The organism is Streptomyces sp. H39-C1 (genome assembly GCF_027158125.1).
GTDB classification, from domain to species: domain Bacteria; phylum Actinomycetota; class Actinomycetes; order Streptomycetales; family Streptomycetaceae; genus Actinacidiphila; species Actinacidiphila fildesensis.
Map to the genome: position 1 here is coordinate 19,545 of NZ_JAPVLS010000086.1, position 23,166 is coordinate 42,710.

A 23,166-nucleotide genomic window follows, 5' to 3' on the forward strand; every position below is an offset into this window, starting at 1 on the left:
CGCTGTCGGCGGTCTTACGGTCCGCGCTCATGCGGTCACCCCGTGGATGACGAGCAGCTGCCGCATCCGCGCCTCGGCCAGCGCCGGGTCGGGGAACAGGCCGAGACCGTCGGCCAGCTCGTAGGCACGGGCGAGATGCGGGAGGGAGCGTGCCGACTGCAGACCGCCCACCATCGTGAAGTGCGACTGGTGGCCCGCCAGCCAGGCCAGGAACACCACACCGGTCTTGTAGTAGCGCGTCGGAGCGCCGAACAGGTGCCGGGACAACTCGACGGTCGGGTCGAGAAGTGCCCGGAAGCCGGCCGCGTCCCCGGTGTCCAGGGTGCGGACGGCGGCGGCGGCGAGCGGCGCCAGTGGGTCGAAGATGCCGAGCAGCGCATGGCTGAAGCCCTGCTCGTCACCCTCGATCAGCTCGGGATAGTTGAAGTCGTCGCCGGTGTAGCAGCGCACGCCCTTGGGCAGCCTGCGGCGCAGTTCCACCTCGCGCCGGGCGTCGAGCAGCGACACCTTGATCCCGTCGACCTTGTCGGGGTGGGCGGCAATGACGTCCAGGAACGTCTCCGTGGCCGCGTCGAGATCCTCGCTGCCCCAGTAGCCGGCCAGCGCGGGGTCGAACATCGGACCGAGCCAGTGCAGAACGACCGGTTCCGCGGACTGGCGCAGCAGGTGGCTGTAGACCTCGACGTAGTCGTCAGGGCTGCTGGCCAGGGCCGCCAGCGCGCGGGACGCCATGAGGACGGCCTGCGATCCGGACTCCTCCACGACCGCGAGCTGCTCCTCGTAGGCAGCGGTCACCTCGGTGAGTGTCCGGGCCGGCGCGACGAGTTGGTCCGTGCCGACGCCGCAGGCGATGCGGCCTCCGGTGGCCCGTGCCTCGGCGGAGGAGCGGCGGATCAGCTCGGCCGCGGCCGCCCAGTCCAGACCCATGCCGCGCTGGGCAGTGTCCATCGCCTCGGCGACACCCAGACCCTGTGACCACAGGTGGCGGCGGAAGGCGAGAGTGGCGTCCCAGTCGATGGCCGCCGGTTCGTCGGCGGCGCTGCGCCAGGGGTCGGCGACGACGTGCGCGGCCGAGTAGACGACCCGGCTGCGCAGTTCACCGCCCAGGGCATGGACAACGGGCTCGGTACGCGGCACATAGGAACGTAGTTCACCGGTGGCGCTGGGGAGCTCGATGGCCGCCCGGCCGCTCACAGGGACAGCTCCGGGACGTCGAGGCACCGGCCCTCGGCGGACGACTTCAGGCCCAGTTCGGCGAGCTGGACTCCGCGCGCGCCGGCCAGCAGGTCCCACTGCCAGGGCTCGTCGAGGACGACATGCCGGAGGAACAGCTCCCACTGGCTCTTGAATCCGTTGGTGAACTCACCGTTGTCGGGGACCGACTGCCACTGGTCGCGGAAGGGCTCGGTGACCGGGAGGTCCGGGTTCCAGACCGGCTTGGGGGTGGCGGAGCGGTGCTGCACCCGGCAGTCCCGCAGGCCCGCGACGGCCGAGCCGTGCGTGCCGTCGACCTGGAACTCCACCAGTTCGTCGCGGTTGACGCGCACCGTCCAGGAGGAGTTGATCTGGGCGATGGCGCCGCCGTCGAGCTGGAAGATGCCGTACGCGGCGTCGTCGGCGGTCGCGTCGTACGGCTTGCCGTGCTCGTCCCAGCGCCGCGGGATGTGGGTGGCGGTCAGCGCCTGGACGGTGCGGACCTGCCCGAACAGCTCGTGGAGCACGTACTCCCAGTGCGGGAACATGTCGACGACGATGCCGCCGCCGTCCTGTGAACGGTAGTTCCAGGAGGGCCGCTGGGCGCTCTGCCAGTCGCCCTCGAAGACCCAGTAGCCGAACTCGCCGCGGATGGAGAGGATCTGCCCGAAGAAGCCGCCGTCGATGAGCCGCTTGAGCTTCAGCAGGCCGGGGAGGAAGAGCTTGTCCTGGACCACGCCGTGCTTGACGCCGGCGGCGGTGGCGAGCCTGGCCAGCTCCAGGGCGCTGTCCAGGGACGTGGCGGTGGGCTTCTCGCAGTAGATGTGCTTTCCGGCGGCGATGGCCTTGCGCACCGACTCCTCGCGGGCCGAGGTGACCTGCGCGTCGAAGTAGATCTCGACCGTCGGGTCGGCCAGGACGGCGTCGAGGTCGGTGGAGATGTGCTCCAGCCCGTGCCGGTCCGCCATCGCGCGCAGCGCGTGCTCCCGACGGCCGACGAGGACCGGCTCGGGCCACAGCGTCGTGCCGTCCCCGAGGTCGAGTCCGCCCTGCTCGCGCAGGCTCAGGATCGAGCGGACGAGGTGCTGGCGGTAGCCCATGCGGCCCGTGACGCCGTTCATGGCGATCCGCACTGTCCTGCGTGTCACGTTGGGTCCTCCCCTTCGGCCGCTACCGCCGGTCAAGCGATAGCAAGCGCTTTCTTCTCTGGCACGCTAGCCGGAAGCGGGCCGATCCGACAAGGTGAGAACATGTCCGGCAACGGGCGGTGCGGTCCCGGGACGGCCAGCAGGAGGTACGGACGCAGATGGCAGTGACCCTCGCCGATGTCGCGGCGCGCGCCGGGGTGTCGTCCGCGACCGTCTCGCGCGTCCTCAATGGCAACTACCCGGTCGCGGGCAGCACGCGCGACCGCGTCCAGCGGGCCGTCGAAGACCTGGACTATGTGGTCAACGGGCAGGCCAGAGGCCTCGCGGCCGCCACCTCCGACCTGGTCGGAGTACTCGTCAACGACGTCGCGGACCCGTTCTTCGGACTGATCGCGAGCGCCGTCCAGGCCGAGATCAGCGACGCATCCGCACCCGGCGGCGGCAAGCTCGCGGTGGTCTGCAACACCGGCGGCTCCCCCGAGGCCGAACTCACCTATCTCACCTTGCTGGAACGCCAGCGTGCGGCCGGAGTGGTGATCACCGGCGGCGCGGTCGAGGGCGCGGAGCACAGTGCGGCGGTCGCCGCCCGGCTCGCCCGGCTCGCGGAGTCCGGCACGCGGATCGTGCTGTGCGGACGGCCTCCGCTGGAACAGCCGGCCACGCAGATCCCCGTCGCGACCGTCGCGTTCGACAACTGGGGCGGCGCGCGGCGGCTCACCGAGCACCTGCTCTCCCTCGGCCACCGCCGGATCGGGTACGTCGCGGGTCCCGCCGACCGCACCACCACCCGGCACCGGCTGGAGGGCCACCGGGCGGCACTGGCGGACCACGGCCTGCCGGCCACCGGTCCCGCCGTCGACCGACTCACGGTGCACGGCTCGTACGACCGCTCCTCCGGCTACGACGCGGCGCTGGAACTCCTGCGCAGGGAACCCACGCTGACCGCCGTCATCGCCGCCAACGACACCGTCGCGCTCGGCGTCTGCGCGGCCCTGCGCGACCAGGGGTTGAGCATTCCGGACGACGTCTCGGTGGCGGGCTTCGACGATCTCCCGTTCAGCGTGGACACCGCGCCGGCCCTGACAACGGTCCGCATCCCGCTGCAGGAGGCGGGCGCCCGGGCCGGCCGCCTCGTCATGGGGCGGCAGACCGCGCCGCCCGGCGGCCTCGCGACGATCCGCACCGAGCTGATGGTGCGGGCGTCCACGGCACCGCCGCGGGCCGGGTCCGCCTGAAACGAGGCCGAGGGGTTCACGGGACGCCCGGGAGGCCGTCCGGGAGGCCGTCCACCAGGGCGTCACGGGGTGTCCGCAGGGGCGCCCGGAAGTTATCCACAGGCCTTTTCACGGTGCCGTCGCGGGCTTACCTTTGACTCAGGCAAAGGAATTTCGACGGTGAATGCCGAGGTGCCCCCATGGCCGTGCAAGAGATCCGCGCGTTCAACCGCTTCTACACCAACCTCATCGGCGCGCTGGACTACAGCCGCCATCTGCATACTCCCTACACGCTGACCGAAGCGCGGGTGCTGTACGAGCTGGCGCACTCCCGGCGGACAGACGCCGCCGACCTCCGGGTGGAACTCTCGCTCGACGCCGGGCACTTGAGCCGCATGCTGTCGAAGTTCGAACAGGACCAGCTGGTCACCCGTGCGCCGTCCGAACAGGACGCCCGGCGGCAGCGCATAGAGCTGACCCCGCGGGGCCGGGAGGCGGCCACGCTGCTGGAGAAACGGGCGGAGGAGGCCGTCGGGTCGCTGCTCAGCGATGTGCCCGAGGAGGACCGCCCGCGGCTGGCCGAGGCCATGCGCACCGTCCGGGAGATACTGCGCGACGACCGCCCGCCTGCCCCGGCCCGGATCGAACTGCGCGGACCACGGCCCGGCGACCTGGGCTGGGTGATCCAGCGGAACGCGGCGGTGTACGCGGCCGAGTTCGGTTGGAACAGCGAGTACGAAGCACTGGTGGCACGGATCGTGGCGGACTTCGCCGCCGATCCGGATCCCGGGCGCGAGGCGCTGTGGATGGCGGAGCTGGACGGTGTGCCGGCCGGCTGTGTGTTCTGCGTCCGCGACGAGGTACCCGGCGTCGCGCGGCTGCGGCTGCTGCTGGTCGAGCCGGGTGCGCGCGGTCATCGCATAGGCGACCGGCTGGTGGAGCGGTGCATATCCTTCGCCCGCGGGGCCGGCTACCGCGAGCTGGTGCTGTGGACGAACGATGTGCTGGGGGCGGCCCGGAAGATCTACCAGCGGGCCGGCTTCGAGCTCGTCGCGGAGAAGCCGCATCACAGCTTCGGCAAGGACCTCGTGGGACAGGACTGGCGCCTGGTGCTTTAGGCCGGATCGCGGCGGCGCGCGCCGAGAGCGCCGTGGGAGGTTGACCATGCCCTGCGTGGTGCCTAGTGTCCGCCGGATGAAGCTCGCGTTCTCCACACTCGGCGTCCCCGCACTCCCCATCGAGCAGGTCGTCCGCCTCGCCGCTGAGCATGGTTTCCACGGTGTGGAGATCCGGGCCAACGCCGAGGAACCCGTCCACACCGGCCTGTCGGCGGCGGAACGGAGCGCGGTCGTGGCCGAGTTCGAGAAGTCGGGGGTGGAGATCCTGACGGTGGCGGCCTACGCCAAGGTCGCCGCGCCGGGTGACGACGAGCCGGTACTGACGGACCTGCGGGCCAACCTGGCCCTCGCAGCCGATCTGGGGGCTCCGTTCGTGCGGGTCTTCCCCGGCGGTGGCGAACTGCCGGCGGCTGAGGCGGACCTGTACGCCGCACGGCGCCTTGCGGCGGTCGCGCCGGACGCCGCCCGCCTCGGGGTGAAGGTGCTGCTCGAGACGCACGACTCGCACCCGACCGGAGCGGACGCGGCCCGGATCATGGGGCTGGTCGGGCACGGCAGCGTGGGTGTGATCTGGGATGTGATGCACACCTGGCGCGGTGGTGAGCAGCCGTCCGAGACCTACCCCGTACTCGCCCCGCACCTGGGGTACGTGCAGGTCAAGGACATCGCCTCGGCCGAGGACACCACCCCGCTGCCGCTCGGGGAGGGTGTGCTGCCGCTGGCCGAGACCGTGGAGGTGCTGAGCCGGGGGGACTGGGACGGCTGGCTCTGCTGGGAGTACGAGAAGCGCTGGTACCCGCAGGTCGCGGACCTGCCGGAGCTGCTGTCACCGGCCCGGCAGCATCTGTCCCGGCTGCTCGCCAACTCGGCATGACACCGGGGCCGGCCGTGCGCCGGTCGCGGGGCGGTCCGTGGGGGTCCTTGGGAGTCCTTGGGGAGGTCGGTCCATGCCGGCAAGTGCGCATGCGGGGCCGGTCCACGCCAGGGGCGGTCCGTGCGCTTTCGGCCAAACGGCGCATCACACACTGCCCGGTGACCTCGGCCGGCCCGACGATGGAGCCATGTTCAGCCACCGCACGGAACCGGTCGTGGAATCCGCCCGTCCAAGCCACATGCTGCTGATAAAGCTCCGTAGAGCCGTGTCGGTCGCGGTGCTGGCCGCGTCACTGACAGCCCTGTCCACCGGCTGCGGTCAGGACCGATCCGCCACCGGTGCGCCGCCTTCCGACAGTGCCGGGGGCGGCCACAGCCCCAGTACCTCGGCGACGGGGGTTCCACCGTCGACCGGTGGTTCTCCGTCGGGCAGTCCGTCGTCCGCCGGCACCGCGACCACCCCCGTCCAGTCCGGAGCCCACGGGATCGAGTCCCGGGTCGTGTACCTCTCCGCCGGGGTGCGCAGGCCGCCCGCGGTCCACTCGGTGATCAACAGCGAACTCGAGCTGTCCCGCTTCCCGAGCTGGTTCGCGGGGTCCGATCCGGCGGCGGCCCGCGAGATCGCCCAGCGCACCCAGAAGACGGACTTCTCGCGCAATGTGCTGGTGGGCTGGGTGGAGACCACCGGCTGCAGCCAGGCCACCGGGGCCGCGCTGCTCGCCAGTGGCGACCGGCTGACGCTCGGGGTCAGCCAGCCGAAGCCCAAGCCGGAGTGCCTGGTCGCCTATCAGGTCACGGTGGTCTTCGAGGTGCCGCGCGACCGTATGCCGAAGCATCCGGTGTTCGGGACCGGAGGTGCGGCGGCCACCGCGCCCAGCCCCGGTACGACGGTGGCGTTCACGTACCTCAATGGCGCGACCGCCCAGGGCCAGGGGCTCAAGGGCTCGGAAGTGACCCAGCCCGCCCAGCTGAACGCCTATCTGGCGGGTCTGCCCGCCGCCGGCGCCTCGGCCGTACGCACACAGCTGGCCGCGCATTCGCCGAAAAGCGGTGAACGGCGCTTCGGATTCAAGCTGTCCGGCTGCCGGTCCACCGGCGCCGCACTGCTCATCACTCCCGAGGGGCGGGTATCGGCGTCGCCGACCGGAGGCGAGAACATCCGCTGTATCCGGCCCGAGATCTACGCGGCGGTGCTGGCCGTCCCGGTGAATGTGCTGCCGACTCGCGTCACAGCCATTGACTGACGAAAACTTTCCGGCTATCCGTTTCAACTGAAGAAAACTTTCAGCGTGCTCATCTCCTCCAGCCGGAAGGAGTTCGACATGCACCACCAACCATCCCGCCGCACCGTTCTCGCCACCGCGGCCGCCACCGCCGTCACAGCGGGCGCCTTCGCCGCCGGCGTCCCGTCCGCCCAGGCCGCCGCCCCGGACCGCAGGCTCATCCGCGCGATCATCGCGCGGATGAGCCGTGCGGAGAAGGTCGGCCAGCTCTTCGTGATGCGGGTCTACGGCCATTCCGCCACCGCCCCCGACCCTGCGGACGTCGCCTCCAACCAGAGCGAGATGGGCGTCTCCGACGCCGCCGAACTGATCGCCAAGTACCACCTCGGCGGCATCATCTACTTCAGCTGGGCGCACAACACCCGGGACCCGCACCAGATCGCCGACCTCTCCAACGGCATCCAGCGCGCCGCGCTGGCCCATGGGACTCCGATCCCACTGCTGATCTCCACCGATCAGGAGCAGGGCGCGGTCGCCCGGATCGGCTCACCCGCCACGCTCTTCCCCGGCGGGATGGCGCTCGGCGCCGACGGTGATCCGCACGACGCCCGCGCCGCGGCCCATGTCGTGGGCACCGAGCTCGGCGCCATGGGCGTCAACCAGAACTTCTCCCCGGTCTCCGACGTGAACATCAATCCGGCCAACCCCGTGATCGGCGTACGGTCCTTCGGCGCCGATCCGCAGGCCGTCGCCGCTCTGGCGGCAGCCCAGGTCAAGGGGTACCAGGGGGCCGGGATCGCCTCCACCGCCAAGCATTTCCCCGGCCATGGCGACACCGGCACCGACAGCCATTTCGAACTGCCGGTCATCACCCACTCGCTGGACGAGTGGCGGCGGATCGACGCCCCGCCGTTCCGCGCCGCGATCGCCGCCGGGATCGACTCGATCATGACGGCCCACATCCTGGTTCCCGCGCTCGACGACTCGGGGGACCCCGCCACCCTCTCCCGCCCCATCCTCACCGGGATCCTCCGGGAGGAACTCGGCTACGACGGCGTCGTGATCACCGATTCGCTCGGCATGGCCGGTGTGCGGCAGAAGTACGGCGACGACCGGGTGCCGGTGCTCGCCCTCAAGGCCGGCGCCGACCAGCTGCTGAACCCGCCGCTCCTCGACGTCGCCTGGAAGGCGGTGCTCGACGCGCTGACGTCCGGGGAGATCACCGAGCAGCGGATCGACGAGTCCCTGGTCCGGATCCTGGAACTCAAGACCCGCAAAGGCCTGTTCCGCAATCCCTATGTCACGCATCAGGGCGTCGACCGGGCGGTCGGCATCCGTTCGCACCTCGCGACCGCCGACCGGATCACCGACCGTACCGTCACCCTGCTCTCCAACCCCTCCCGGGTCCTGCCGCTGCCGCGCCGCGCCCACCGGAATCTGCTCGTGGTCGGCGCGGATCCGGCCGCGCCGTCCGGCACGGGTGGCCCGCCGACCTCGGTTCTCGCCAAGGCGCTCACGGACCTCGGCCACCGAGCGCAGGCGCTGCCCACCGGTACCGCGCCCGGCCAGGCCGTCATCGACGAGGCCGTCGCGGCCGCCCGCGGCAAGGACGGCGTCGTCATCGGCACGTACAACGTCACGGCGGCCGCGGCCGGCCAGATCGCCCTGGTGAAGGCACTGGTGGCGACCGGCATCCCGGTCGTTCAGATCGCCCTCCGCAATCCGTACGACATCGCGTGGCTCGGCGGCGTCGCGGCCGGGCTCGCCGTGTACGGCTGGACCGATGTGTCGATGCGCGCGGTGGCCCGGGTCATCGCCGGCAGAGCGGCTCCGACGGGCCGGCTGCCGGTCGCGGTGCCCCGCGCGGACGATCCTGAAAAGGCGCTCTATCCGATCGGACACGGCCTGAAATACCGGTAGTCGGGGCTCCCGGGAAACACATCGGGTCGGGTGTCGGACCGTCCGGGAAGGTGCCGGGCCAACCCGGAGCCGGCGGGCCCTCCCCTCCGCCGGTTCCACCCCCTACCCTGACGTATGGGTGCATGTTGCCCGGGGGAAGCCTAGGGGGGCCTTCATGCGCGGGTACGGCCATTTGGGATCGTTTCTGCACGCCGCGGTGGTATCGGCCGCCGTCCTGTTCGCACTCGCCCTCCTCGCCGCGCTCGCGGCCTGCACACCGTTCCGGGGGACGGCGGGCGGCGGTTCGGGGGCGGGAACGGCCGCCCCCTCACCCACCCTGAAGCCCGCGGGCACGGATACGGCGTTCCTCGCGGAAGGCGCGTGTGCGCAGAGCGATCCGCTGGGCTCGTACCGGGAGGTGGCGTGCTCGGACCCGAACGCCATCGCCGAGGTCACGGTCCGGTTCTACGGTCTGCTGCCGGATGCGTCAGCACCGGCGTCATCGCCGGCCGCCGGACAGGCCGCCTCGACAGCCCCCACGGTGCGGGCGGGAGACCGCTGTCCGGAGACGACGGACTTCGTCCTGTCGGTGTCGTCCGGCCGGTCGCCGGGGTACGCCTGCATGCGCAAACGCGACGGCCCGCACCCCGGTGACCCGGGGGCGGGCGGTGGTCCGCGCACCATCGTCGGCGACTGCGTCTACACAGCGGGTGCCGGCCAGGTGAAGGAGACGGCCTGTGACCGTTCCAGCCGGAACAAGCCCGGGTACCGGGTGGACGCGATCGCAGCTGAGCGCGCCCAATGCCCGCCGGGAACGGCGCTGTTCGTGAACGTCGGGCCGGCGGGCGTCGGATGCGCCCGCCGGCTGTGAACCACGTCCTTGCTCGGATCACGCCCTGATCTCCGAACCCGGGACCAGGGCCGGGTCCGGCGCTACAGCGGGTGGCGGTCCATGACGTCGTTCGGTACGTCGAGCTTCGCGTCGAACGAGGGGGCGAGCGTCGTGGCCGGGGTGACGCCCGCCCACTTCAGCACCTTGGCGGTCGCCTTGGCGTTGTCCGCGGGCTTGAGCGCGGCGATGTTCGCGCCGTGGTTCGCGCCCGGCGCCCACATCACGAAGGAGTCCTTCGCGCCCTTCCCGAGACGGAACGGTTCTGCACCCCATGGGTCGTTCGTTCCGTAAACGAACAGCATCCGCTGGGCGTGGTGCTGCACCCAGTTGTCCACATCCGGCATCGCCGACGGCTTGAAGGTCATCGGGATGGACCGCGGCACGTACGAGCGCGGCTGGTAGATGCCCGGGTAGCGCAGCAGCCCCTTGAGGTGCGGGGTCGCGAAGGTGGGCGCGCCGAGCTGGGTGCCGGCCTGGTAGTAGTACGGCGTGTAGTACTCCAGGCCCTGGTCGGTGTAGAAGTCGAAGCCGGAGATGGTGTCGATGAAGGTGTACAGCTCATCGGTGGTCGCGGTCGGCTTGGGGACGGTCGGGCACTCCGACTCCAGGTGGTACTGCCAGAACGCCCACACCAGGTCCAGCACGACGTTCTCGTACGCCTTGTCGGCACTGCCCACGGTGGTGAAGGTCAGCGCGTTGTCGTCGGCGTACTTCTGGTAGCGGGCGACGATCTCGTCCCGGCGTACCAGCGCCTCGCGCTGCACGGCGTTGAGCGCGGCACGGCAGTCGGCGTTGCCGACGGTCTTGAAGAACTCCGTGTAGGCCGAGTCCTCCTTGTTGACCACGTCATTGGGCGCGACATAGGCGACCGTGCCGTCCATGTCGTTCGGGTAGAAGCGGCGGAAGTAGGTGGCGGTCATGCCGCCCTTGCTGCCGCCGGTGTCGATCCAGTTCCGGTGGTAGATCCGGTCCAGCGCCTGGAAGATCCGGTGCTGGTCGCTGGCCGCCTGCCAGATGTCGAGCTTGGACCAGTCGGCCGGCTCGGCGGGGCGGGACGGCGTGAAGAACCGGTACTCCATGGAGACCTGGTTGCCGTCGATGAGCCGGGTCGGCTCCGAGCGGCTCGCGTTGGTGGAGAGCCCGTAGCCGGAGGTGAAGAAGACCGTCGGGCGGTCGGTCGCCTTGTGGAGCACCGTCAGCCGCTGCTGGAAGGTGCCCTTCCAGGGGCGGAGGTGGTCGATCGGCTGGGTGTAATGGAGAACGAAGTAGCGGTAGCCGGTGACCGGCTTCTCCTCGATGAGGGTCATCCCGGGTATCGCCAGAATGCGGTCCTTGATATCCGCACTCGCCGAATCGACACTCGCTGAATCCGCGGCGGTGGCCGTCCCCGTCGCACCGGCCCCGACCGCACCGGTCGCGCCGACGAGCAGCATCAGTGACAGCAGCCATCTGAGCGCCTTACGCATGCACCCTCCCCTGGGTTCACGGACGTTGCCGCGAACCTAGGGGAGCAACGGTCTTACCACCAGAGGGCCTTGGGACAGTGAAATATCAGGCGGCGGCCCGTACTTCACCGACGAATGTGCGCCACAACCGGGCGTATCGCCCGTCCGCGGCAAGCAGTTCGTCATGGGTGCCGTCCTCGATGACACGGCCGTGGTCGAGCAGGACGACACGGTCGGCGCGCGAGGCCGTGGTCAGCCGGTGCGCGACGACGAGCGTGGTGCGCCGCACCGCCAGCCGGTCGGCGGCCTGGTTGACCAGCCCTTCCGTGGCCAGGTCGAGCGCGGCCGTCGCCTCGTCCAGCAGCAGGATGTCGGGATCGACGAGCTCGGCCCGGGCCAGCGCTATCAGCTGCCGCTGCCCTGCGGACAGGTTGCGGCCGCGTTCGCTGACCAGGTGCAGATAGCCGCCGTCGAGCGTCGCGATCATCTCGTGCGCGCCGACCGACCGGGCCGCGGCCTCGACCTCCGCGTCCGTCGCGTCCATCCGTCCGTACGCGATGGAGTCGCGCACCGTTCCGGCGAACAGGTAGGGCTCCTGCGGTACGACGCCCAGCCGCTGCCGGTAGGCCGTCATGTCCAGTTCGCGGATGTCGGTGCCGTCGACAAGGACACCGCCGCCGGTCGGGTCGTAGAACCGGGCGACCAGCTTGACCAGCGTGGACTTGCCCGCGCCCGTCTCGCCGACGAAGGCGACCGTCTGCCCGGCCGGGATGTGCAGGTCCACGCCGCTCAGCGCCTCGGCGCCGTCCCCGTACCGGAAGTGCACGTCCTTGAAGGTGATCTCACCGCGCAGCGACGGGACGGCCAGCGGCCGGGCCGCGGCCGGGGTGGTGCTCGGCACCCGCAGCAGTTCACGGATCCGGCCGAGCGACACCGACGCCTGCTGGTAGCCGTCGAAGACCTGCGACAGCTGCTGCACCGGCGCGAAGAACAGATCGATGTAGAGCAGGTACGCGACGAGCGCGCCCGCGGTCAGGGTGCCCGCGCCGACCCGCTGGGCGCCGACGATCAGCACCAGCGCGGCCGCGCCGCTGGACAGCAGCTGGACGAACGGGAAGTACACCGAGATCAGGAACTGTCCGCGCACCCGGGCTTCGCGGTACGCGCTGCTGCGCTCCGCGAACCGGACGGCGCCGACGCGCTCACGGCGGAACGCCTGCACGATACGCAGCCCGGCGACGTTCTCCTGCAGGTCCGCGTTGACGACGCCGACGCGTTCACGGGCCAGTTCGTACGCCCGGACGGACTTGCGCCGGAACACCCAGGTGGCCAGGACGAGCGGCGGGAGCGTCGCGAACACCAGCAGCGCCAGCTGGACGTCCAGGGCGAGCAGCGCGACCAGGATGCCGAAGAAGGTGAGCACGCTGACCAGGGCGGTGACCAGTCCGGTCTGCAGGAATGTCGACAGGGCGTCGACATCCGTGGTCATCCGCGTCATGATCCGGCCGGTCAGCTCACGCTCGTAGTAGTCGAGCCCGAGCCGGTGCAGATGCGAGAAGATCTTCACCCGCAGCGTGTAGAGGACGCGCTCGCCGGTCCTGCCGGTCAGCCGCGCCGATCCCCACTGCGCCGCCCACTGCACGACGACGATCACCAGGCCGGCGGCCGAGGCCGCCCAGACCGCGCCGAGCGCGGCCTCCCGGACACCGGAGTCGATGCCGTGCCTGATCAGCACCGGCAGCATCAGTCCGGCGATGGCGTCCGCCGCCACCAGCAGCAGGCTGAACAGCAGCGGGGTGCGGAAGCCGCGCAGCAGGCTGCGCAGCCCGAACTCCTCGTCGACGATGCGGGCCTGCGCCTCGTCCACGTCGGGTGTGTCGGTGGCGGGTGGCAGCGCTGCCACCTTCGCGAGCAGATCGGGCGAGGCCGGCATCCCGGCCATCGCGGCGGCCATGCCGGCGGGTCCACCCGCCGCCGGAACGATGGGAGCCGGGGCGGCTCCGTTCTCCCGTGCCTTCCCCGTAGCGGGCCCGTCAGCGGGGTGCGGTTCCCTGGGCCACAGCTCTGCCGTCACGCTGTCGGACACTGTGGATCCGTTGATCCTGCCCGTTCCGTTGAACCGGTCGGACCCGTTGAGCCTCTCGGACCCGTGAGCCTCTTCGGATCCGGGTGCGGTGGCGGTGCGCTCCGCAAGTCCGGTCGCGGCGCCCTCGCCCGACCAGGCGGCGGCGAGCACACCGGCCGGGTCGGCGGTGACGACGTCCGCGCCGAGCGCGTCCGGGTCGGTCAACAGCTTGCGGAAGAGCGCGGAGCGCTCCTCCAGCTCGTCATGGGTGCCGATGTCCGCCAGCCGGCCGTCCTCCAGGACGGCGATCCGGTCGGCGAGCGCCAGAGTCGAGCGGCGGTGGGCGATCAGCAGCGTCGTCCGGCCGGTCACGACCTCGCGCAGCGCGTCGAAGATCTCCGCCTCGACCTGGGCGTCGACCGCCGAGGTCGCGTCGTCCAGGAGCAGCAACCGCGGGTCGGTCAGGATCGCGCGGGCGAGGGCGACGCGCTGCCGCTGGCCGCCGGACAGGGTCAGCCCCTGTTCGCCGACCACGGTGTCGTAGCCCTCGGGGAGCGCCTCGATGAACTCGTGGGCCTGCGCCGCGCGGGTCGCGGCGAGCACCTGCTCATCGGTGGCGTCCGGGTGTCCGTAGGCGATGTTGGAGCGCACGGTGTCGGAGAACAGGAAGCTGTCCTCGGGCACCATGCCGATGGCGCCGCGCAGCGAGTCGAAGGTGAGGTCGCGGACGTCCTCGCCGCCGATCCGCACCGCGCCGCCGGTGGCGTCGTAGAAGCGCGGCAGCAGCAGCGAGACAGTGGACTTCCCGGAGCCCGAGGCACCGACGACGGCGACGGTCTCACCGGGCTCGACGCGCAGCGAGAAGTCGGCCAGCACCGGCCGCTCGGGGTCGTAGCCGAAGGTGACGTGGTCGAACTCGACGGTGGCCGCGCCCTCGGGCAGCGTCCGGGTGCCCTCCTCCAGCGTCGGCTCCGTGTCGATCAGTTCGAGAACGCGCTCGACGCCGGCCCGTGCCTGCTGTCCGACGGTCAGCATCATGGTCAGCATCCGCACCGGGCCGGTGAGCTGCGCGAGGTACGTGGAGAACGCGACGAACGTGCCGAGCGTGATCTGCCCGCGGGTCGCCATCCATCCGCCGAGCGCCAGCATGCCCACCTGGCCGATCGAGGGCACGGCCTGGAGGGCCGGGCTGTAGCGCGCGTTCAGCCGGATCGTGCGGAGCCGGCCGGCGAACAGCTTCTTGCTGACGCCCTCCAGCTTGTCCATCTCCTGCTGCTCCTGGCCGAAGCCCTTCACCACGCGGACGCCGGTGACGGACCCGTCGACGATGCCCGCGACGGCGGCAGCCTGCCCCTGGGCGTACCAGGTGGCGGGGAAGAGCCGCTTACGGCTGCGGTCGGCGATGAACCACAAGGCGGGGGCGACGGCCAGCGCGACGAGGGTGAGGAGCGGGGAGAGCGTGAGCATCACGATCAGGGACAGCACGAACAGCAGCACGTTGCCGATCATCATCGGCAGCATGAAGAGCAGGCCCTGGATGAGCTGCAGGTCGCTGGTGGCCCTGCCGACCACCTGGCCGGTGTCCAGCTCGTCCTGCCGCCGGCCGTCCAGCCGGGTCAGCGAGCGGAACATGTCGCTGCGCAGGTCGTGCTGCACATCGAGGGCGAGCCGGCCGCCGTAGAAGCGCCGCACATACGTCAGGACGTAGACGGCGACGGCCGCGACCACCAGCACGATCGCCCAGGGCAGCAGCGGACGGTCGTGCGCGAGCACCACGTCGTCGATGATCAGCTTCGGCACCAGTGGGACGAGCGCGGTGACGGCCATCCCGCCCAGTGACGCGCCCAACGCCAGCAGTACGTTGCGGCGGTACCGCCAGCAATAGCCGACCAACCGCCGCAACCAGCCCTGCTCCGGCTCAACCTTCGCCGATGTCACCCGGGTCCTCCCACTGATCCACGACTACCCGACGCTGCAACGCGCTGGCGTGCGAATTTCATCCTGCTGCAACAAACCGCAGCCAAAGAGGGGCCAAGGTCTCACTCCTCTCGGGCGATGGACCTAAGCCTTGCCGGAGCCGGGCGGCCCGCTCCCGGCGGAGCGGGCGGCCGGTCAGCTCCCTATGAGATGGGTGGGGGCGAACATCCGCAGGTGCGCCGGGAGGACGACGACGGAGGGGCCCGGGGTGGCCAGCGCCGCCGCGAGGTCGTCGCGGAGGGTGTCGGGCGTGGTGGCGGTGGCCGGGACCCCGAAGGACTCGGCGAGGGCGACGAAGTCCGGGCGGGCCAGCTCGGTGGCGGTGGCCTGGCCGAAGGCGTCGGTCATGTACTCGCGCAGGATGCCGTAACCGCCGTCGTCCACGATGAGCCAGGTGACGGGCAGGCCGTACTGCCGCGCGGTGGCCAGCTCGGCGATGGAGTACATGGCTCCGCCGTCCCCCGAGACGGCCAGGACCGGCCGCGTGGGATCGGCGGCGGCCGCGCCGAGGGCGGCGGGAAAGCCGTAGCCGAGGCCGCCGGCACCCTGCGCCGAGTGCATGGTGTTCGGGTGCCGGGCGTCGAAGGCGGACCAGGCCCAGTAACCGAGGATCGTCATGTCCCAGCAGCTGGGCGAGGTGTCGGGCAGGGCGTCGCGGACCGCGGCCAGCAACTGCTGCTCCAGGCCCAGGTCCTGGCCGGCGATCCGGTCACCGACGAGCGCCAGGACTTCGGCGACGGCCTTGGCGGCCTCCTCGTCCGGGCGCGGCACCGTCAGGTCGCACAGGGCGGCCAGCGAGAGCCGGGCGTCGCCGTGAATGCCGAGGGCCGGGTGGTTGGACTCCAGCTTCCCGAGGTCCGCCTCGATCTGGATCACCCGGCCGCGGGGGCGGAACGTGTGATAGTTCGAGGAGAGTTCGCCGAGGCCGGAGCCGACGACGAGCAGCACGTCGGCAGCTTCGAGGAAGTCGGTGGTGTGCCGGTCCTCGATCCAGGACTGCAGCGACAGCGGGTGCTCCCAGGGGAACGCGCCCTTGCCGCCGAACGTCGAGGCGACCGGGGCGTCGAGCTGCTCGGCCAGCGCGAGAAGCTCCCCGGCCGCGCCGGACCGTACGACGCCGCCGCCGGCCAGGATGGCCGGCCGCTGTGCCCCGGACAGCAGCCGGGCCGCCTCGGTGATCAGTTCGGCGCGCGGCTCCAGCGGGCGGGGCACCGCACGCAGCGCGGTGACGAGCGGGACGCCGGTGCCGGCGAGCAGCACGTCCTGCGGGATCTCCACCCACACCGGTCCGTACGGCGCGGTGAGCGCGGACTCCCAGGCCTCGGCGAGCGCCGAGGGGATCTGCGAGGCGGTGCGGACCGTGTGCACGGACTTGACCACGTCGCGGAACGACGCCTTCTGGTCGCGCAGTTCATGCAGGTACCCGTGGCGTCCGCCGCCGAGTCCGGCGGTCGGGACCTGGCTGCTGATGGCCAGCACGGGCGCGGAGGCGGCGGCGGACTCCTGGAGCGCGGCGAGCGTCATCAGCGCGCCGGGGCCGGTGGAGACCAGCAGTGGGGCGACGCCGCCGGTGACCCGGGCGTACGCGTCGGCGGCGAAGCCCGCGTTGTTCTCGACGCGCAGCCCCACGTAGCTGAGCGTCGAGCGGCGCAGCGCGTCGAAGGTGCCGAGGGCGTGCTGCCCGGGCAGCCCGAAGACCGTGGTCGCGCCGAGCGCGGCCAGGGATTCGACGACGAGGTCGCCGCCGTTGCGGGCCGTCACTTGGCGCTCTGGCGGGCCGCGGAGATCTGCCGGGACATGATCGTGGTCAGCTCGTACGCCGTGTGGGAGGCCGCGACGGAGGTGATCTCCGCGTGGTCGTACGCGGGGGCGACCTCGACCACGTCGGCGGAGACCAGGTGGCAGGAGGAGAGCCCGCGGATGATCTCCAGCAGTTCACGGGAGGTGAGGCCGCCGGCCTCCGGGGTGCCGGTGCCCGGGGCGTGCGCCGGGTCCAGGACGTCGATGTCGATGGAGATGTACAGCGGCCGGTCGCCGATGCGCTCGCGCAGCTGCTGCGCGACCTCGTCGACACCGCGGCGCATGACGTCCGCCGAGGTGACGATGCCGAAGCCCATCTTCTCGTCGTCGTCCAGGTCCTTCTTGCCGTACAGCGGGCCGCGGGTGCCGACGTGGGAGAGCGCCTCGGTGTCGAGGATGCCCTCCTCGACGGCGCGGCGGAACGGGGTGCCGTGGGTGTACTCGGCGCCGAAGTACGTGTCCCACGTGTCCAGGTGCGCGTCGAAGTGGAGCAGGGCGACAGGCCCGTGCTTGCGGGCGACCGAGCGCAGCAGCGGCAGCGCGATGGTGTGGTCGCCACCGAGGGTCATCAGGCGGGCGCCGGTGTCGAGCAGATCGTCGGCGGCGGCCTGGATGGTTTCGACGGCCTCGTTGATGTTGAACGGGTTGGCGGCGATGTCGCCCGCGTCCGCGACCTGGGCGAGCGCGAACGGCGAGGCGTCCTGCGCCGGGTTGTACGGGCGCAGCAGCCGGGAGGCCTCACGGATGGCGTTGCCGCCGAAGCGGGCGCCGGGACGGTACGAGACCCCGCTGTCGAACGGCACACCGACCACGGCGACGTCCGCGGTGCCGACCTCGTCCAGCCGGGGCAGCCGGGCGAACGTGGCGGGGCCGGCGTACCGCGGGATGCGGGACGAGTCGATCGGTCCACGCGGTTCGTTGCTGCTCATCGGGGTGCCTTCTTTCGCGTTACTCGTGGTGCTTCGGTGTGATTCGAGTGTCCCCCGGCTCGCTGACAAGCGGGCCGGGGCTGTGGATAACTTCGGTTCGGCCCGGTCCGGGGACCGGGACGACCCTGTGCCGGGACCGGTTCAGCCCTGTGCGGGCACCGGTTCCGCGACGGCCGGGACGGTGGCGCCGCGGCCCGCGAGCCGCTCGCGCCAGGCCGCCAGGACGGCCGCGTCGGTCGGCTTCGTGGCCAGGCTCACCACGGCGTACGTGGCGAGCGAGGCCAGCAGGCCGTAGTCGACAGCCATGGGCTCTCCTCCGTCCGAAGCGCTTCACTGAATGCGGGCGATTCCGGGGATGACCCTAGGTGGCTGAAAGATGTCGCTGAAGTGTACGTTTCCTCCATTCGACGTCACTCCAGTGGATGGACCGCACATGCCGAGTCTGGCGCCGCCCACTCCCCCGGTACCGCTCGCCGATCTGCTGGCCCGCGCGGACCTGGGACTTCGGCAGGTCGCGGGTCCGCGCGAGGACATCCCCGTCCACTGGGTGCACACCAGTGAGATGGAAGACCCGGTTCCGTATCTGCTGGGCGGCGAGCTGCTGCTGACCGCCGGGGTGCACTTCCCATCGGCGGGCGACACCACGAGGCGACGGGAAACGCGCCCGGCCGACGCCGACGGCGGCCCCACCGATGACCTCGGCGTCGACCAGGCCGGTGGCGGTGTCGACGACGCCTATCTCGACCACTACGTGGCACGCGCCGTGGAGGCAGGTGCCGCGGCGCTCGGCTTCGGGCTCGCACCCGTCTACGAGGAGACGCCCCGCGCCCTCGTGGAGGCGTGCGACCGGTACGGCCTGCCTTTGGTGGAGGTTCCGCCGCAAACCCCGTTCACCGCGGTCGCCCGGGCTGTCTGGCAGGCGATGGCCGAGGCCCGCCATCGCGAGCTGCGCCGGGTCACCGAGGCCCAGCAGTCCCTGGCCTCCGCCGCCGCCCGCCCCGAGCCGGTGCCCGCCGTGCTGCGTCAGCTCGCCCACCATCTGGGCGGCTGGGCGGCCCTCCTCGGCCCCGGCGGCGGGGAGCTGTACGGGGCGGGCACCCGCCCCGGGCCGCCGGTCCGCACGGCGCTCGGCCGGCTGGCGCAGGTGGTCAGGCCGCTGCCGGGCGACCGGGCGCAGACCGTCCAGGCTCCGTCCTCGGCCACCGACACCGTCGCCGGCGCGCATCTGGCGGCCTACGCGCTGGCCGGGAGCGCTCCCGGCGAGGGCCTGGTGCTGGCGGTCGCGGCGGGGCGGCGCGATCCGGCCGACAACGCGCTCACCGGGGTCGCCACCGTGCTGCTCTCGTTGCTCACCGGCCCTTACCAGGGCACGGCCGACACCGACCGCTCCGCCGCCCTGGTGCGGCTGCTGCTCGGCGCGCGCCCCGAGGACGTCGCGCCCCTGCTGACCGCTCCCACCCGGCCTGCCGCCGAGACCGGCGGCGAGGCGGAAGCCGTCGCGGCGACCGGGCCGCGCTGGATCGTGGTGCACGGGCACCACCGCGGCTCCGGCCCCACCCGCGGCGAGGCGGCACCGCTGGCCGCCGCCGCTCTGGCGGCCGCGCTCGGCACCGCGCTGGTCGACGCGGACGGGGTCGCCGCCGTCCGGGCCCTGCTGCCCGCCGACCGCCGGATCTCCGCGCAGCCGGGCTGGACGCTCGGGGTCAGCGCCCCCGCGTCCACGGCGGAACTCGCCGCCGCCGACGCCCAGGCCGCGGGTGCGCTGCGCCGGGCCGTCGCGAACCGCTCCGAGCTGGCCCGGCACCGCGGCGGCGGCGCGGGCATGACGGCGCTCGTGGCGCCCGAGGAGGCGCGCGCCCAGGCCCGCGCCCTGCTGGAACCGCTGCTGGACTCCCCCGCCCTCGTGGAGACCCTGCGCGCCTGGCTGGCGCTGCACGGCAGCTGGGACCGCAGCGCCGTGGCACTGGAAGTGCATCGCAACACGGTCCGGCAGCGCATCGCGCGGACCGCCGCGCTGCTCGACGCGGACCTGGACGACCCCGACACCCGCATGGACCTCTGGTTCGCCCTGCGCTGGCTCTGAGCAGCGACGACGTCGGCGGCGACGCTGTCAGCGGCATCGGGCCCACGCCGGGACCGACACACGGCCGGGCCCGTGCCGAGGCTGGAACCGGTGCCCGGAGGAGCGTCGTCGACAGCCGGCGGAAAGCCGGTCCAGGATCCCTCCGAGGGTCACACATCGGTGTCGATCACCCTCGCCCCCTACGCCCGTGCGGCCAGGCGCGACAATGAGACACATGCCCCATGACACGACGCCGTCCCGCCAGTCCCTCGCCGAGCACCTCATACGCACCCGCATCGCGGGTGACGTGGCCACGAGCCGCGAGAACAACCTGGATCACTACCGTGAGCTCGCCGAGGGGAACCGCTACTACTGGTTGGGCCTGGAGCTCGGCGAGCGCTGGACGGATCCGCGGGCCGTGCTGGAGCTGATGGTGGAACGCTGCGGGGTCGTCGCCAACCCGAAGCACCGCAGGGGCCAGGACACCATCGACGCGGAACTGACGATCGACGCGCTGGACCGGATGGCCGTCGAGCTGCGCAAGGCGGCGGAATCCCGAGCCCGCGTGCTGTTCGCCACCGGTCACCCGGCCGGCATGTTCGCCGTCCACCAGGCGCTCGCCGCCGCGCTGCGCGACGCGGGCTGCGAGATCCTGCTGCCCGCGGACCGGCTGTACGCCGACAACGGCGAGATCCGGCACATCGGTGGCGTGTCCGTCCTGCACCGCGGCGGAAACCTCATGCACACCCACTCCCCCGACCCCATGCGGGAGGTGCTGGACGCCATGGAGCACGAGGGCCAGGAGCCCGATCTCGTCGTCGCCGACCACGGGTGGGCGGGCTTCGCGGGCGGCCAGGGCATCGACACGGTCGGGTTCGCGGACTGCAACGATCCCGCGCTGTTCGTCGGTGAGGCCGAGGGCGACCTGACGGTGACGGTCCCCCTGGACGACAACGTGCCGCCCCACCTGTACGACCCGCTCACCGCCTACCTGCTGGCCGCCGCAGGCCTCGAAGCACGGATCTGAGCCCGGCGCGGGCACGCGGCCTACCTCCGCGCAGCGGATCCGGACTCTGCGGATCCGGAGTCTCTGGTTACGATCGCAGAGGGGCTTCAGAAGGCAGGCGCAAGTTGATCCATGTAGCGATCGTCGACGACGAGGCGCTGGTCAGGGTCGCCCTGCGGCGGATTCTGGAGACCGCGGGAGACATCGCGGTGGTCGTCGACTGCGACGGCTGGGACGCGGTGGCCACCATCGAGGCGGCCGGACCCGACCTCGTGCTGCTGGACGCCGTGATGCCGGCACCGGACGGGCTCACGGTCCTGCGGGAGCTGCGCGCCCTGCCGCGGCCGCCCGCCGTCGCGATGCTCACGGCGTTCGACACCAGCGCGTACATCAGTGCCGCGATGCGGGAGGGCGCCACCGGCTTCCTCCTCAAGGACACGGCCGTGGGCACGCTGATCGACGCCGTGCGGGTGCTCGCCTCCGGCGGGACGGTCTTCACGCCGACCGTCAGCCGTACGGTCGTGCACGGCTACCTCGGGGCAGGGGCCGGGACGGGCCTCGACAACCCCGGCGGTGCGGACGCCGTCGCCCTGGGCCTGCTCACCACCCGCGAGCGCGAAGTCCTCGTCCTCGTGGCGGCGGGTCTGCCGAACTCCGACATCGCCGCACGGCTGGGGATCACGGTCGCCACCGTCAAGGACCATGTGCGCGCGGTGCTGCGGAAGCTGGACGCGCCCAACCGGGTCGCCGCGGCCGTGCTCGCCCACCGCGCGGGACTCGCCCCGGCCGTGGAGCGGACGTGAGACTGCGGCCGGCCGTCCTCGATGCCGCCCTGATCGCCCTCTCCGCGACCGAGGTGTGGGCGACGCGGTCGATGGGCGGCTCCCTCTCGCTCGCCGTCGCGTGCACCGCGACGGCCGCTCTCCTGGTGCGCCGGCGGTTTCCGCTGCTCGCCTTCGCGGCGACACTGCCCGCGCTCTCGCTCGGGTACGTGTGGCTGGCGCCGATGGCCGCGCTCTACCAGGTCGCCTCCGGCGGGACGGGCCGCACGGCGCCGGACGCAAACGGCAGCACCAGGTCCCGCCCCCGTGTCACGCCCCGCATGTGGGTCATCGGCGGCTGCGCCGCGGCCGTGGCCGTGGTCTCCTTCGTCCCCTGGCCGTGGCTCGGCACGATCGACTGGGAGCCGGCGCCCACGATCCTGGCGCTGCTGCTCTCCGCCCTGCTGGCCACCGCCCCCACGGCCCTCGGGCTGCTCAGCTCCTCCCGGCGGGAGCTGGCGGCCCGGCTCGCCGAGCTGGCCGCGAGCCGGGAACGCGAAGCGCGGCTCGCCGCCGAGCAGGCCGTCGTCCAGGAGCGCGCCCGGCTCGCCCGCGAGATGCACGACACGGTCGCGCACCACATCAGCCTCATCGCGGTGCAGTCCGGCGCGCTGGAGGTCACCGCGCGGAGCCAGGAGGCCCGCGACGCGGCCGGAGCGGTGCGCGAGCTGAGCCGGGACGCGCTGGACGAACTGCGTCGCATGGTCGGCCTGCTGCGGCTTCCCGTGACGAACGCGTCCGGCTCGTCGGACCCGGCGGACACGGCGGGCCGGGCGGCGCCGGCCGGACCCGGACTGGCCGAGTTGCCGGCGCTGCTGGCGACGGCGGGCCCCACGGTGCGGGGCCGGGTCGACGCGGGAGGCTGCCCGGCGCCCGTCGGGCACGCCGCCTACCGGATCGTGCAGGAGTCGCTGACCAACGTGCGCAAGCACGCGACGGGCGCGGAGACGGAAGTCGACGTACGGCTGACCGGGGGGCGGCTCCTGGTCAGCGTCCGCAACGGCCCGCCAGGTGAGCGGCCCGGTCCGCTGCTGCCCTCCGGCGGCCACGGCCTCGCCGGCCTGCGCGAACGTGCCGCCCAGCTGGGCGGCACCCTCGACGCGGGCGCGCAACCCGACGGCGGCTTCCTGGTGCGGGCCGTCCTCCCCGCCGCGTAAGGCTGCAGCTAGGGCGTGTTTCGAAAGCCCCGCCTGGCACGCGCCCTCGCCGCGTTGTCGGGCTCGTCCACGTACGACCAGTACGAGGACGACCCTCCGCCTTGCGAGCGCACGCACCAGACGCCGTGGGCCACGCCCTCCGGGCGAACAGCGCTACTTTCGACACACGCCCTAGACCGGGACGCGGACCACGCCCTCCTGGATCACGGACACCACGAGGCGCCCGTCCTGGGTGTAGATCCGGGCGGTGCCCAGTCCCCGGCCGCCGGACGCCGACGGGCTCTGCTGGTCGTACAGCAGCCAGTCGTCGGCGCGGTAGGGCCGGTGGAACCACATGGCGTGG

16 protein-coding genes and 2 pseudogenes are annotated in these 23,166 nt (G+C 72.1%); 10 read left to right on the plus strand and 8 right to left on the minus strand.

Annotated elements, in window-relative coordinates; all coding sequences use genetic code 11:
* Positions 1–27: 27 nt before the first annotated feature.
* Both O3W51_RS38180 and O3W51_RS38185 read right to left on the minus strand, forming a co-directional pair.
* Positions 28–1,194 carry a dihydrodipicolinate synthase family protein gene (locus O3W51_RS38180; RefSeq protein ID WP_244809179.1) on the minus strand — a complete coding sequence of 389 codons (1,167 nt, stop codon included), beginning with the start codon at positions 1,192–1,194 and terminating at the stop codon, positions 28–30.
* Positions 1,191–2,342: a Gfo/Idh/MocA family protein gene (locus O3W51_RS38185; RefSeq protein ID WP_269288584.1), complete on the minus strand. Its 1,152-nt coding sequence runs from the start codon at positions 2,340–2,342 to the stop codon at positions 1,191–1,193. Before O3W51_RS38185 ends, O3W51_RS38180 begins: the two co-directional genes overlap by 4 nt.
* 158 nt (positions 2,343–2,500) lie before the next feature.
* Between O3W51_RS38185 and O3W51_RS38190 the strand changes: the two genes are divergently transcribed.
* From O3W51_RS38190 to O3W51_RS38215, 6 genes are all read left to right on the plus strand, one after another.
* On the plus strand, positions 2,501–3,577 hold the full coding sequence (locus O3W51_RS38190; protein WP_269288585.1) for a LacI family DNA-binding transcriptional regulator: 1,077 nt from the start codon (positions 2,501–2,503) through the stop codon (positions 3,575–3,577).
* A gap of 179 nt (positions 3,578–3,756) precedes the next feature.
* Positions 3,757–4,674, plus strand: coding sequence for a bifunctional helix-turn-helix transcriptional regulator/GNAT family N-acetyltransferase (locus tag O3W51_RS38195; protein ID WP_138355069.1), 918 nt, complete (start codon positions 3,757–3,759; stop codon positions 4,672–4,674).
* A gap of 76 nt (positions 4,675–4,750) precedes the next feature.
* Entirely contained in the window at positions 4,751–5,548 is a 798-nt protein-coding gene (locus O3W51_RS38200) for a sugar phosphate isomerase/epimerase family protein (protein ID WP_138355068.1), read from the plus strand.
* Positions 5,549–5,735: 187 nt separating this feature from the next.
* On the plus strand, positions 5,736–6,791 hold the full coding sequence (locus O3W51_RS38205; protein WP_269288587.1) for a hypothetical protein: 1,056 nt from the start codon (positions 5,736–5,738) through the stop codon (positions 6,789–6,791).
* 78 nt (positions 6,792–6,869) lie between these two features.
* Positions 6,870–8,690 carry a glycoside hydrolase family 3 protein gene (locus O3W51_RS38210; RefSeq protein ID WP_138355066.1) on the plus strand — a complete coding sequence of 607 codons (1,821 nt, stop codon included), beginning with the start codon at positions 6,870–6,872 and terminating at the stop codon, positions 8,688–8,690.
* Between the two features lie 154 nt (positions 8,691–8,844).
* Complete coding sequence (locus O3W51_RS38215; protein WP_138355065.1) at positions 8,845–9,540, plus strand: hypothetical protein; 696 nt, start codon at positions 8,845–8,847, stop codon at positions 9,538–9,540.
* Positions 9,541–9,602: 62 nt separating this feature from the next.
* Here the strand turns inward: O3W51_RS38215 and O3W51_RS38220 are convergent, their stop codons facing one another.
* The 5 genes and pseudogenes from O3W51_RS38220 to O3W51_RS38240 form a co-directional block, all read right to left on the minus strand.
* Entirely contained in the window at positions 9,603–11,027 is a 1,425-nt protein-coding gene (locus O3W51_RS38220; RefSeq protein ID WP_198357340.1) for a S28 family serine protease, read from the minus strand.
* An 85-nt stretch (positions 11,028–11,112) separates the two neighbouring features.
* The gene (locus O3W51_RS38225) at positions 11,113–15,009 is read right to left on the minus strand and encodes an ABC transporter ATP-binding protein (RefSeq protein WP_138355063.1); all 3,897 of its coding nucleotides are present in this window, start codon (positions 15,007–15,009) and stop codon (positions 11,113–11,115) included.
* A 174-nt stretch (positions 15,010–15,183) separates the two neighbouring features.
* A complete protein-coding gene (locus O3W51_RS38230; RefSeq protein ID WP_269288590.1) occupies positions 15,184–16,809 on the minus strand; it encodes a thiamine pyrophosphate-binding protein in 1,626 nt (541 codons plus the stop codon).
* The gene (speB, locus tag O3W51_RS38235) at positions 16,806–17,777 is read right to left on the minus strand and encodes an agmatinase (protein ID WP_138355061.1); all 972 of its coding nucleotides are present in this window, start codon (positions 17,775–17,777) and stop codon (positions 16,806–16,808) included. Before speB ends, O3W51_RS38230 begins: the two co-directional genes overlap by 4 nt.
* Before the next feature lie 141 nt (positions 17,778–17,918).
* Positions 17,919–18,077 (minus strand): annotated as a pseudogene (locus tag O3W51_RS38240) (sodium:solute symporter); the annotation flags it as partial.
* Between the two features lie 133 nt (positions 18,078–18,210).
* On the opposite strand from O3W51_RS38240, the gene O3W51_RS38245 reads away from it, so the two are divergent.
* The 4 genes from O3W51_RS38245 to O3W51_RS38260 all read left to right on the plus strand — a co-directional run bounded on the left by O3W51_RS38245 (position 18,211) and on the right by O3W51_RS38260 (position 22,823).
* Positions 18,211–19,860 (plus strand): PucR family transcriptional regulator, encoded by a 1,650-nt coding sequence (locus O3W51_RS38245; RefSeq protein ID WP_138355060.1) that lies wholly within the window; start codon positions 18,211–18,213, stop codon positions 19,858–19,860.
* 214 nt (positions 19,861–20,074) lie between these two features.
* Positions 20,075–20,866 carry a phosphatase gene (locus tag O3W51_RS38250; RefSeq protein ID WP_269288591.1) on the plus strand — a complete coding sequence of 264 codons (792 nt, stop codon included), beginning with the start codon at positions 20,075–20,077 and terminating at the stop codon, positions 20,864–20,866.
* A 104-nt stretch (positions 20,867–20,970) separates the two neighbouring features.
* Positions 20,971–21,648 carry a response regulator gene (locus tag O3W51_RS38255; RefSeq protein WP_269288593.1) on the plus strand — a complete coding sequence of 226 codons (678 nt, stop codon included), beginning with the start codon at positions 20,971–20,973 and terminating at the stop codon, positions 21,646–21,648.
* Positions 21,645–22,823: a sensor histidine kinase gene (locus O3W51_RS38260; RefSeq protein ID WP_138355057.1), complete on the plus strand. Its 1,179-nt coding sequence runs from the start codon at positions 21,645–21,647 to the stop codon at positions 22,821–22,823. Before O3W51_RS38255 ends, O3W51_RS38260 begins: the two co-directional genes overlap by 4 nt.
* Positions 22,824–22,994: 171 nt before the next feature.
* Here O3W51_RS38260 and O3W51_RS38265 read toward each other — a convergent pair.
* Positions 22,995–23,166 (minus strand): annotated as a pseudogene (locus O3W51_RS38265) (acyl-CoA thioesterase domain-containing protein); the annotation flags it as partial.